This window comes from Ruegeria sp. AF7, assembly GCF_056541885.1.
This window is the reverse complement of the sequence record NZ_JBQFYX010000001.1, coordinates 725,811-737,698: the sequence shown is the minus strand read 5'-3', so window position 1 is coordinate 737,698 and position 11,888 is coordinate 725,811. Positions and strand designations below refer to the sequence as shown.

The 11,888-nt window shown below is 57.2% G+C and carries 11 protein-coding genes and 1 pseudogene; 4 read left to right on the top strand and 8 right to left on the bottom strand.

Features of this window, described 5'->3' with window-relative positions; translation table 11 throughout:
* Positions 1 to 7: 7 nt before the first annotated feature.
* From infC to cobA, 7 genes and pseudogenes are all read right to left on the bottom strand, one after another.
* A complete protein-coding gene (gene infC, locus ACR0AP_RS03730; protein ID WP_480505816.1) occupies positions 8 to 469 on the bottom strand; it encodes a translation initiation factor IF-3 in 462 nt (153 codons plus the stop codon).
* A gap of 245 nt (positions 470 to 714) precedes the next feature.
* A complete protein-coding gene (locus ACR0AP_RS03725; RefSeq protein WP_480505362.1) occupies positions 715 to 1,548 on the bottom strand; it encodes a ferredoxin--NADP reductase in 834 nt (277 codons plus the stop codon).
* A gap of 108 nt (positions 1,549 to 1,656) precedes the next feature.
* Positions 1,657 to 2,064 carry a DUF934 domain-containing protein gene (locus ACR0AP_RS03720; RefSeq protein WP_480472503.1) on the bottom strand — a complete coding sequence of 136 codons (408 nt, stop codon included), beginning with the start codon at positions 2,062 to 2,064 and terminating at the stop codon, positions 1,657 to 1,659.
* Positions 2,061 to 2,822 (bottom strand): phosphoadenylyl-sulfate reductase, encoded by a 762-nt coding sequence (locus ACR0AP_RS03715; protein WP_480505360.1) that lies wholly within the window; start codon positions 2,820 to 2,822, stop codon positions 2,061 to 2,063. The genes ACR0AP_RS03720 and ACR0AP_RS03715 overlap by 4 nt, the downstream gene beginning before the upstream one ends.
* Entirely contained in the window at positions 2,812 to 4,476 is a 1,665-nt protein-coding gene (locus ACR0AP_RS03710; protein ID WP_480505358.1) for a nitrite/sulfite reductase, read from the bottom strand. The genes ACR0AP_RS03715 and ACR0AP_RS03710 overlap by 11 nt, the downstream gene beginning before the upstream one ends.
* Before the next feature lie 66 nt (positions 4,477 to 4,542).
* The gene (locus ACR0AP_RS03705) at positions 4,543 to 4,857 is read right to left on the bottom strand and encodes a DUF2849 domain-containing protein (protein ID WP_480505356.1); all 315 of its coding nucleotides are present in this window, start codon (positions 4,855 to 4,857) and stop codon (positions 4,543 to 4,545) included.
* Positions 4,857 to 5,603 (bottom strand): annotated as a pseudogene (cobA, locus tag ACR0AP_RS03700) (uroporphyrinogen-III C-methyltransferase); the annotation flags it as partial. The gene ACR0AP_RS03705 and the pseudogene cobA, both read right to left, overlap by 1 nt.
* A 174-nt stretch (positions 5,604 to 5,777) precedes the next feature.
* Between cobA and ACR0AP_RS03695 the strand changes: the two are divergent.
* Positions 5,778 to 6,260: an Lrp/AsnC family transcriptional regulator gene (locus tag ACR0AP_RS03695; protein WP_480472511.1), complete on the top strand. Its 483-nt coding sequence runs from the start codon at positions 5,778 to 5,780 to the stop codon at positions 6,258 to 6,260.
* Positions 6,261 to 6,305: 45 nt separating this feature from the next.
* On the opposite strand, the gene ACR0AP_RS03690 is transcribed toward ACR0AP_RS03695, so the two are convergent.
* The gene (locus ACR0AP_RS03690) at positions 6,306 to 7,487 is read right to left on the bottom strand and encodes a cytochrome P450 (protein WP_480505354.1); all 1,182 of its coding nucleotides are present in this window, start codon (positions 7,485 to 7,487) and stop codon (positions 6,306 to 6,308) included.
* Here ACR0AP_RS03690 and ACR0AP_RS03685 point away from each other — a divergent pair.
* The 3 genes from ACR0AP_RS03685 to ACR0AP_RS03675 all read left to right on the top strand — a co-directional run bounded on the left by ACR0AP_RS03685 (position 7,486) and on the right by ACR0AP_RS03675 (position 11,781).
* Positions 7,486 to 9,267: a sensor histidine kinase gene (locus tag ACR0AP_RS03685; protein WP_480505352.1), complete on the top strand. Its 1,782-nt coding sequence runs from the start codon at positions 7,486 to 7,488 to the stop codon at positions 9,265 to 9,267. The two genes, ACR0AP_RS03690 and ACR0AP_RS03685, sit on opposite strands and share 2 nt — an antisense overlap.
* Positions 9,264 to 10,493 (top strand): sigma-54-dependent transcriptional regulator, encoded by a 1,230-nt coding sequence (locus tag ACR0AP_RS03680; protein WP_480505351.1) that lies wholly within the window; start codon positions 9,264 to 9,266, stop codon positions 10,491 to 10,493. Before ACR0AP_RS03685 ends, ACR0AP_RS03680 begins: the two co-directional genes overlap by 4 nt.
* Before the next feature lie 286 nt (positions 10,494 to 10,779).
* Positions 10,780 to 11,781 (top strand): DctP family TRAP transporter solute-binding subunit, encoded by a 1,002-nt coding sequence (locus ACR0AP_RS03675; protein WP_209504066.1) that lies wholly within the window; start codon positions 10,780 to 10,782, stop codon positions 11,779 to 11,781.
* Positions 11,782 to 11,888: the final 107 nt, after the last annotated feature.

Genomic DNA, 11,888 nt, shown 5'->3' with positions numbered 1-11,888 from the left:
TTTTCGATTACTTATGCGGAAGCGGGCCGATCATCATGACCATCTGACGGCCTTCCATCTTCGGCATGTTTTCTATCTTGCCGACCTCTTTGATGTCTTCAGCCACACGTTCCAGCAATTCGCGACCCAGATTTTGGTGTGCCATTTCACGGCCACGAAAGCGCAAGGTGACTTTGACCTTGTCGCCCTTTTCCAGAAACTTAAAGACGTTCTTCATTTTGACGTCATAGTCATGCGTGTCGGTGTTTGGCCGGAACTTGACCTCTTTTACCTCGATGATCTTTTGCTTCTTGCGGGCTTCGGCTTCGCGTTTTTGCGTTTCGTATTTGAATTTGCCGAAATCCATGATCTTGCAGACCGGCGGGTTTGCGTTAGGCGAGATTTCGACCAGATCAAGACCTGCATCTGCGGCCATCTGCATGGCTTTGGCGGGATGAACCACCCCGACGTTTTCACCTTCGGCGCCAATCAGGCGAATTTCGGGGGCACGGATCTTATCATTGACGCGCGGGCCGGTGTCTCTTTGTGGCGGCGCGTTGTGAGGTCTGCGAGCTATGGGTTCATTCCTTTGATGATTGCAGAATTTCGAGCCCGGAATTTAAACCGGGCAGGGCCGCACTTCAAGCGGCATAAATACAGGGTAATGCGAAAAAACTTGTTTTCTGCCGGTGTTTTTCGCGTTCAGGGCGGCCAAGTCCTGAACGCAAGCCCACTTTAACCGACAAAGGCTTTTTCGATAACAAACTCCTTGGGTTCCGAGTTGGCACCTTCGCGCAATCCAAACCCTTCTAGGATTTCCTTGATATCCAAGTTGAAAGCCAGCGAGCCGCAGACCATTGCACGATCGGTTTCAGGCTTGATGCCGCCGTCAATACCCAGGTCGGAAAACACGGTGCCGTCCTGAAGCAAGGTCGTGATGCGGCCCATCTTGGGGCTCTCTTCCCGTGTGGTAGTCGGGTAATAGCGGATCTTGTCGGCAAATCCTTCACCGATCAGTTCGGCCAACAGTTCGTCCTGACGGATGCTGTCGATCAGTTGACGGCCATATTCCAACTCTGCCACTTCGCGACAAGTGTGGGTGATGATGACCTCGTCATAGTCCTCATAGGTCTGCGGTTCACGCAGCAGCGAGGCAAAGGGCGCAAAGCCGGTGCCGGTCGCAAAGAACCACAGGCGTTTGCCGGGCAGCAGGGCGTCATGCACCAAGGTGCCAACCGGTTTTGGACGCAGGATGATCTGGTCACCCGGTTTGATATGTTGCAATTTCGAGGTCAGCGGGCCGTTCTGAACCTTGATCGAATAAAACTCCAGCTTTTCATCCCACGAGGGCGAGGCGATGGAATAGGCGCGCAGCAACGGCTTGCCGTTGTCGCCCAGAAGACCAATCATCACAAACTCGCCCGAGCGGAAACGCAGCGAGGCCGGGCGCGACACCTTGAAAGAAAACAGGCTGTCGGTCCAGTGTTTGACATCGGTTACAGTTTGCGCGTCCGGCAGGACGGGGACTTTTACGGCGGTTGCTTCGCTCACGGGCTTCATCTCTGTCATCGTTTACCTGCCGGTCTGCTAAACCGACATCTCCGTTTAATCTTTGATCCAAGTCAGGAAAAGGGGACAGATTGCCCCCTTTGCGTCACAAGCTGGCGAGTGCGGGGTTCAGCCGCGCAGGCGAGCCTGATAGTTATTCTCTTTCCAGTTCGCGCGGGCTAGCCATTGATCTTCGGGTTGGCGGTCTGCCAGTTCTCCGTCGATCTCGACCTCGTCAAAGCCGCTGCGGCGCGCCATGGCGTATTGATCGGCAAGCACATGCCCTTTGGCGCGTAACCGGCCTTTGTAGCCCTTCAAGCGCAATGTGCGGGCGATGGTAAAGCCGCGACCATCTGCGAAAGACGGGAAGTCCACCCGAACCAGCCTGGTGCCGCCCAACCGGTCATACAGTTCGTCTGGGTCAGTCTCGGAACTGACGTCCAGCGCGACCACGTCATTGGCGGCGTCATCCAGAGTGACAAAGCCGTCGGTCCAGTCATCGGGCGAAAAGCCCTCATCCGTTACGATTACGTTCATGTTTTCTCTCCGACGCGCATCATCTTGCCATCGACAAAATGGATGCCGCATTCTTCCTTGTTCTGGTCGCGCCACCGTCCGGCGCGGGGGTCTTCGCCCTCTTTGACCGGCGAGGTGCAGGGCGCACAGCCGATCGAAGGGTATCCTTTGGCCACCAGCGGGTGCCGGGGCAGGTTGTTTTCTTCCATATAGGCCAGCACATCCTCGGGTGCCCAATGCGCCAGCGGGTTGACCTTGATCCGGCCTGTTCCGTCCTCGACCTCGAAGAATTCCAGCGCGGCGCGCGTGCCTGCCTGAAACCGCTTGCGTCCGGTTATCCAGCCATCGAACCCCACCAGTGCTTTTTGCAGTGGGAACGTCTTGCGCAGGTTGCAGCACGCGTCCGTGTCGCGCAGGCGCAACGCGCCGTATGGGTCTTCGCGCTCAACTTCTGCATCCTCGGCCCGGATGATGCGAATGTTGGTAAGCCCCAGACGCTCGCTCACCTCTTGCTGGTACTCCAGCGTTTCGGTGAACAGCATCTGCGTGTCCACGAAAAGAACGGGCGTTGCCTTGTTCACCACCGCCGCCATATGCAACAGCACGACGGATTCCGCGCCAAAGCTCGAGACCAAGGCAAGCTCGTCGATCTCGTCAATCGCTCCATGCATGACATCATGAGCGCTGTGGTGCCGGAACTGGGCATTCAAGCCTTCGACACGTTCAGTCAGTTCGCGTCTGTCCCGGCCCAGTTCCGTCTGGATCAGGTCAAGCGGCATTTGCGCGGGCCTCGGGGTAGAGGGCGTTTTTGAATGGCGCCATGCCCACCCGGCGATATGTTTCCAGGAATGTCTCCTCTGCGCTTGCACGCTGGTTCAGATAGGTGTCGACAATGCGCTCTACGGCAGGAACGATTTCGTCATAGGCAAAGCCCGGACCGGTGCGATCACCAATTGCCGCAGTTTCGGTCGCATCGCCACCCAAAGTGATCTGGTAGTTTTCGACACCTGCGCGGTCCAAACCCAGAATGCCGATGTGGCCAACATGGTGATGACCGCAGGCGTTGATGCAGCCTGAGATTTTGATCTTCAGGTGGCCGATGTCATGCTCAAGCTTCAGGTCCTCGAACCGTGTTGCAATTTCCTGAGCAACCGGGATCGAACGCGCCGTCGCCAGCGCGCAATAATCCATACCCGGGCAGGCGATGATGTCGCTGATCAGACCGATGTTGGCGGTGGCCAGTTCGTATTCCTTCAGCTTGGCGTGGATCGCGGGCAGGTCCGATTTGTGGACATGCGGTAGGATCACGTTCTGCTCGTGGCTGATGCGCAGCTCGTCATAGGCGAATTCTTCGGCCAGATCGGCCATAACGCGCATTTGCTCGGCAGTTGCATCGCCCGGTGTTGCTCCATGCTTCTTGATCGAGATCGTGACGATCGCATGGTCCGCGTTCTTGTGCGGCGCGATGTTGGTGTCGACCCACGACCGGAAGACCGGATCGTTGGTATAGGTGCTTTCAAACGACGCGACCGAGCCTTCACGGTAGGCAGGTGGTGCAAAGTGGCCCTTGATCTCTTCCAGCAGGTTCATATCCGCGCCTTTGAACTGCGGGCGGACCTTCAGGAAGCGTTCGTTGACCTTGGCGCGGATAGCGTCGATGCCATGCTCGTGCACGGTGATCTTGATACGTGCCTTGTACTTGTTGTCGCGGCGACCAATCTGGTTCCATACGGAAACTGTGGCCTCCAGATAGGCCAGCAGGTCGTCAAAGGCGACGAACTCGGACAATTCCTTGCCGATCATGGGCGTACGGCCAAGGCCACCACCAACAATGACGCGAGCGCCCAGAACGCCGTCACGTTCGACCAGTTGCAGGCCGATGTCATGCGCTTTGATCACGGCACGGTCATTTTCTGAACCGGTGATGGCGATCTTGAACTTGCGCGGCATGAACTGGAATTCGGGGTGGTCGGTCGACCACTGGCGTAGCAGTTCGGCATAGGGGCGCGGATCTGCGACCTCGTCCGCTGCGGCACCGGCGAAATGGTCGGCGGTCACGTTGCGGATGGTGTTGCCCGAGGTCTGGATGGCGTGCATGCCAACCTCGGCCAGCGCGTCCAGCATATCCGGTACGTCGTTCAGCTTTGGCCAGTTGTACTGGATGTTCTGACGCGTGGTGAAATGGCCATAGCCTTTGTCCCACTTCTCGGCCAGCAGCGCCAGTTGACGCATCTGCGCACTGTTCAGCGTGCCGTAGGGAATGGCGACACGCAGCATGTAGGCATGCAGTTGCAGATACAGCCCATTCATCAGGCGCAGCGGCTTGAATTCGTCTTCGGTCAACGAGCCGTCAATGCGACGCTCGACCTGGGCACGGAACTGCGCGTTACGTTCTGCCAAAAATGCTGTGTCGAACTCGGAGTAGCGATACATGTCTAGCTGTCCTTGTTTGCAGCCCCGAACCTAGGGGCCTTGAAAGGGGAGAGAGATGGCCAGAGGTCAGGCCCGGGGCTGCTGGGAAGTTTCCTGTTTGCCGTGGGCATAGTTGGACGGACCAGTCCGGCGGAAATCTTCCCGAAAATGGGTGGGTTCTGGGCCGTTTTTGCCAGCAACGGCATCAGCCAGATAGGCGCCCACGACTTTACTTGCCTGACGCGCCGCATCCAGCAGACGCACCTGTGCATGTGCTTCGTCAGTGATCAGTTCCGCCTGCGACAGTTCACGCGTCCAACTGTCATCTTCGGTCTGGTAAATGACGTCACCTACCAGCAAGTCATTTGCGGTGACGACTTTGGGGGTAAAAGCGCGGGCCATCAGGCAAGCTCCTTGTTGAATTCGGTTACGGCCTGCGCCGCTTCGCGCGGGGCAAGGCCATAGAATGTCAGGGCCGGTCCATCCATTTCGGCGGCGGCCAGATCGGCGGGCAGTTGATCCAGTGTGGTGGCCAGTATCTGCTGGTTCGGACGCGAAGCGTTTTCGACCAGTGTGACAGGGGTGGCGCGATCGGCGCCATGCATGATCAGGCGACCCTGGATAAAGCGGACAGATTTCTTGCCCATATAGATCGCAGCAACCGAACCGGCCCGTGCCAGGGCATTCCAGTCATGATCCGCAAAACCATTCATGTCGTGCCCGGTCAGGAACCGAACCGAGGAATTCCGGCCGCGTTGAGTCAGACTTTGGCCGATGCCTGCCACCGCGGCAGAGGCCGCTGTGATCCCAGGAACGATCTGCCACGAAATACCCGCCGCCTCGACGGCCTCAATCTCTTCATCCAGACGGCCAAAGACAGTAGGATCGCCGGACTTCAGGCGGACCACGCGGTTACCATTCAAGGCATATTCGACCAAAAGCGCGTCGATATCACTTTGCTTCCAGGATGGGCCGAACCCGGCTTTGCCGACATCAACCAAGGCGGCGCTTTGACCGGCTATGTCCAGAACGGGTTCACTGATAAGGCGGTCATGCAGCACAACATCAGCCCGCTCAAACGCGGTCAGCGCCTTGAGCGTCAGCAACTCGGGGTCGCCCGGACCTGCGCCGACAAAGTCGACATGTCCTTTGGGGCCTGTTGTGCGAACGTCCTGCATCGGATCATCTCGGGTGTGGTTTGACTTGACCCTCAATATAGGAAATATTCCCACCAAAGCGCCATATGGGCGCTAAAATAAGGATAAACGTTCCATTTATGCGAAAATATGGAACGAAAGCTTCGATGTGGAAGGGAAATTGGAATGTCGGTGCGGATAGATGATACGGATCGGAAAATTCTGGCCGAGCTGCAACGCGATGCAGGGCAGTCACTGGATGAAATAGCGGCTCGGGTCGGCAGTTCAAAGACGCCTGTCTGGAATCGTATACGCAAGCTCAAGAGTGCAGGAATAATAGGTCAGCAAACGGTTTTGCTGGATGCCGAAGCGCTCGGGTTTGAAGCGACTTTCTTTGTTTTGATCCGCACATCGGAGCACGAGGCCGAGTGGCAGCGAAAGTTCCTTAAAGCATTGCGCGATCATCCCGAAGTGCAAGAGGCGCACCGGCTGGCCGGAGACATTGATTATATCCTCAAGGTTCGGGTCAAGAACGCGCGCGCCTATGACCAATTCTACCAGTCGCTGATATCGGAGGTGCGGGTGCACAACGTAACCGCGCTTTTGTCGATGGAAGAAATCAAGTCCACAACCATGCTTCCCCTCAACGCATTGGTTGAAGGGGCGTAAAAGGCAGGTGCTTCCAACGCCGGATCGAGCCGCGCCTTATACAGGTCAGACCTGAACCATTAACCGTTCCAAACCATGGAAGTGATAGCTGTCTGAATAGGTTGGCTCTGTAGCGAGCCGCAGGTTCGGGCAGCTGTTGAACAGAATGGGCAGGGCTATGCGCATTTCCAACCTTGCCAAAGGGGCGCCGACGCAGAAGTGGATGCCTCCGCCAAAACTTGTGTTGACCTCAATCGAGCGCGTCGGATCAAACCTGTCGGGTTCATCCCAGACCGCAGGGTCGCGGTTTGCAGCGCCAAGCAAAAGTGCGATCTGATCACCGCGTCTGAACGAATGCCCAAACATATCAACGTCTTCATACGCATAGCGTGTGAACATGTGTAGGGGCGGGTCATAGCGCAGGATTTCTTCAATCGTTGCGTCGATCTGGTCCGGGCCTAGAACGTCGGGGCTGGTATGTGTTTGCAACAGGGTTTTCACACCGTTCGCCAGCGAATGCACCGTTGCTTCGTGACCTGCATTCAACAGCAAGATGCATGTTGCGACCAGTTCGTCGATGGACAGCTTTTCGCCTTCCTTCTCGGCGCTGATAAGCCGGGTGATCAAATCGTCACGCGGATCGTTGCGTCGTTGTTTAATGTATCCCAACAGGAAATCCGTGAACTCCTGAGAGGACTTGGCGGCCTTATCCTCGGTCGCCTGCGTCCGGTTGGCCTGATACATGGCGACCATGTCATGCGACCACTGCAACAGGTTGGGTGCCATGTCTTCGGGAACGCCCAGCAGTCGGCAGATGGTTCTCAGCGGGACCTGCGTGCAATAGGCACTCAACAGGTCGAAAGGTGTATTCGGAAACGTCTCGATAAGACTGTGGCATAGCAATTCAATGGAAGGCTGCAATGCAGAAATTTCCCGCGACGTGAAAGCGCGCATGACAAGCGCTCTCAGGCGGGTATGTCGCGGGGGTTCAGCTTCAAGCAGCGAGTGGGCTTCGATAGCCAGCCAGGGGGCCAGATGGGCAGGGCCCTGTGTCGCGCATTCAGGCGGAACTTCCCGCCCAAACCGGCGGTCGCGAAGAAGTGTCCGCACCGCCTGACAGGACGTTGCAGCAACCATATTGTAGTCGCGCCAATAGAACAGATCACCAGCAGTGCGGGCATGATCATAGAAAGGGTAGGGGTTCTGAACGAAACCCGGATCTGTCGGGGATTGCGAGAATGACTTCATGCGACGCACACTTGCCACGAGCCGCGTTGAATGCAAGACCCTGTCTATGCAGAGAGTTTGGATCATTGTCGGTTTTTTGTCCGCTGTCGGGCTGCTATCGAGTTTTGTTTGGTCTTATGGTTATCGTCAGGCGCTGTCTCAGCTAAGTGACAAGGCCGAAGCTGACCTTGAACTGGCGGCGGATCGGCTCAGTACCCAGATGCAGGTCTATCAGGAACTGGCGGTTCTGATGGCGACACATCCCGCCTTGCACGCGTTGGATACACCGACACAAATACATGACGCGCAAGCGATGTTGCTGGACGTCGCCGACAAGACAGCGGCCGTCAACATGATGTATCTGGATCGCAGCGGTCGGGTTCTGGTCACCGCACAGCCAGTGGCACAGCGAGATATGTCCGCACATCCAGCGTTCAGGCGCGCCATGCAGGGTGCGGTGGGCACCGCCCATGAGGTGGTTCCAGAGAGTGGCGAACGGATATATTCCTATGCCGCTCCGACTTTTGCTCCGTCTGGGCAAGTCGAAGGTGCAGTGATGGTGGTTGCCGACGTCCAGGACATTGAACAAACCTGGCGGGGCAGTACCGAAGCCGTGTTCTTTGTTGATTCTGACGGTGTCGTCTTCATCTCAAACCGATCAGACTTGCTGTTCTGGAGCCGCGAGGCTGGCCAGTCCGGGCTGACACCGCCAGAAGGTGCGTCGGTGGATTTTGCAGCGACGCGGGTCGGCCAGCATGAATTGTGGCGGTTGAACTGGGGGCGGTATTTGCCACGCGACGCGTTGCACCTAACGCTTGAACTGCCTGTGATCGATATGACCGCCGAGGTTTTGGTGGACGTGGCCCCGGCCCGGCGACTTGCCGGGTTGCAGGCGGCGGCGGTCGCAGCGATCTGTCTGGCGTTTGGCGCGATGCTGTATCTTGCGATGGAACGGCGACGGACGCTGGCGAATGCCAACACGGTTCTGGAAAGCCGGGTGGCGCAGCGTACCCGTGCTTTGACCCAAGCAAACACCGCATTGCGCCGCGAAGTTGCAGAACGTCAGGAGGCCGAAGCCGCACTGAAGAAAGCGCAGGCCGAGCTGGTGCAGGCAGGTAAGCTCAGCGCGTTGGGGCAGATGTCGGCGGGGATTAGCCACGAACTTAACCAACCGTTGATGGCGATCCAGCAATTCGCCGACAATGGTACGGCCTTTCTTGAACGCGGCAAAGGCGACAGGGCCAGCGAAAACCTTGGACGTATTTCGGAAATGGCCGCCCGCATGGCCCGCATCATCAAGAACCTGCGCGCGTTTGCCCGCAACGAAAGCGAACCGATGGGCCGGGTCGATCTGGTGCAGGTTCTGAAAACTGCCGTCGAATTGACCGAAACCCGATTGCGTGACGATGATGTGACGCTGGAATGGGAACCGGGACAGTCTGCGGTTTATGTTTGGGGGGGGGAAGTCCGTTTGGTGCAGGTCTTTGTTAACCTGATCAACAACGCGGCGGATGCGATGCTGGGGCGACCCAAACGGCACATTTCGATTGTGATGCACGAAGAAGACCGGTTGCGCGTTTCTGTGCGGGATACCGGTCCGGGGATTGAAGACCCTGACCGGGTGTTCGAGCCGTTTTATTCGACCAAAAGCGTAGGATCATCTGAAGGTTTGGGGCTTGGTCTTTCTATATCATATGGTCTTGTTCAAAGCTTTGGGGGTGAAATCCGCGGGGCAAACACGGCTGATGGCGCAGTGTTTACCGTCGAGTTGGAGCCCTATGGAAAAGAAGAGGCAGCATGATGCGCAGGGTTCTGTTGGTCGATGATGACGCAGCTGTTCGCGAGGCATTGGCGCAAACCATTGAACTTGCAGATTACGCACCGACAACAGCCGGTTCTTTTGTGGCGGCCAAGGATCATATTCGGCGGGATTTCCCCGGTGTGATTATTTCGGACATTCGAATGCCCGGGCGGGATGGCTTCCACTTGTTGGCGTATGCTCGGGACATCGACCCCGAGCTTCCGGTGATCCTTTTGACCGGAGAAGGTGATATCCCAATGGCCGTAGAAGCCATGGGAAAAGGAGCGTTCGATTTTCTCGAAAAACCCTGCGCTGCGTCTGACCTGATGGATGTTCTTGAACGCGCATTCGCAGCCCGCACCCAAGTGTTGGAACAGCGCGCCCTGAAATCCGAACTTGAAAGGGGGGACCCGGCCGCACGTTTGCTGTTTGGCCTGTCTCCGCAAGCTGAGGCGCTGCGGGATCGCGTGCGGACCGTCGCACCGACAGGGGCCGAAGTTCTTGTTACCGGCCCGCCGGGCAGCGGCATATCCAAAGTAGCCGAAGTGGTCCACCTGATGTCGCCCGCTGGTCAGGGGCCTTTTGTCAAACGTCCGGCTTCAAGTCTAAGCCCCGATGACCTTGCCCAAAGCTGTGGCGATGCCGTGGGTGGTTCCCTGTTTCTGGACGAAGTGTCTGCCATGCCCCAAGCCACGCAGTTTGCGGCGTTGGAGATCATCGAGCGCGGTCCGGGGGGGCGTATTATCGCAGGAACAACCGCCGACCTATCCGCGTTAAGTTCGGAAGGGCGGTTCAACGCTGATCTGTTTTATCGTTTGGATGTGATGCGGGTGCGTGTTCCTTCATTGGCGGAACGCCCCGACGACATTCCGGTGATTTTTCGCCACTATGTGGCGCAAGCGGCCGAACAGGCTGGCATCGCAATTCCCGAGATTTCGTCCGAACATCTGGCGGCCTTGATGGCCAGCGACTGGCCGGGCAACGCCCGTTCGCTGATGTCAGCAGCAATGCGGTTTGTTCTTGGAATGCCCGAGGAGGTTACGCAGGCTACGGATCTGGGGTTGAGCGAACAGATGGCGCGGGTTGAACGATCTTTGTTGATTGCAGCTTTGGGACGCCACAATGGAAAAGCATCAGATGCAGCCAAGGCGCTGAAGCTGCCGCGCAAGACCTTTTACGACAAGCTGGCGCGCTATCAGATTCGTCCCGAGGATTACCGCAGATAAGCAGGAACCGGATTGGCGCATCTGATTCGAAGAAGTGATTCGGAAATTGTGCGGAAATCCGCACAAGCCGCTCTGAGGATGTGCGAGTTTTCGCACGGCTCGGGACTGTGAAGCGCAGAACCTGAACCAGTAACGACGTAACACTTTGGTATTAAACAGGTAATCAGACACGTTCCGCAATCGCAGTCAAAAGTTGTGTGCTTTACCCTGAGTCGCTTCACTGCACGCCATACGGCGCTTACCCGGCGTCGACTGCAAGTTTCAAGGAACTCTGGGAGGATATCAGATGAAGCTTCTGACAACGGCAGCAACTGCGCTTGCTCTGACGGTAACCGCAACGGCTGGTATGGCTGCATGCGATGAAGGCGAAATCGTCGTTAAGTTCGCACATGTGACGAACACCGACAAACACCCCAAAGGCATCGCGGCATCGCTGTTAGAGCAGCGGGTCAACGATGAAATGAACGGCACGATGTGTGTTGAGGTCTACCCGAACTCGACTCTCTACAACGATGACAAAGTTCTCGAAGCGATGTTGCAGGGCGACGTGCAACTGGCCGCGCCCTCGCTGTCGAAATTCGAGAAGTTCACCAAACAGTTCCGCCTGTTTGACCTGCCGTTCATGTTCAAGAATGTCGACGCTGTAGACGCGTTCCAGGCCTCGGCCGAGGGGCAGGCGATGAAAGACAGCATGCAGCGCCGGGGCCTGCAAGGTCTGGCGTTCTGGCACAATGGCATGAAGCAGATGTCGGCCAACAAGGCTTTGGTTGATCCGTCGGATGCAAACGGTCTGAAGTTCCGCGTGCAGTCGTCAGATGTGCTGGTGGCACAGATGGAAGCCATCGGTGGTAGCCCGCAGAAAATGGCATTCTCGGAAGTGTATGGCGCGTTGCAACAGGGCGTTGTGGACGGGCAGGAGAACACTTGGTCGAACATCTACGGCAAGAAGTTCTTTGAGGTGCAGGACGGTATCACCGAAACCAACCACGGCATCATCGACTATCTGGTCGTGACATCGGTGGATTGGCTGGACAGTCTTGATCCGGCGGTGCGGGATCAGTTCCTGACTATTCTGGCCGAAGTTACCGAGACCCGGAACAAAGAAGCCTTTGCTGTGAACGAAGCGGCCAAAGCGTCGATCATCGATGCAGGCGGCGTCATCCGTGAACTGACCCCTGAACAGCGTCAGGCCTGGGTCGACGCGATGAAACCGGTTTGGGACAAATTCGCCGGTGACGTGGGTCAGGACAAGATCGACGCGGCACAGGCCATCAACGCCGGGTTCTGATCCGGTCAAAGACCGCGCGTCCGGGGACTGGGGAGTATTCGACGCGCAGGCCGGGCGGGCTGAAATGGCCCGCCCCATTCTCAACTCTCTCTTCAATAAAATGCGGG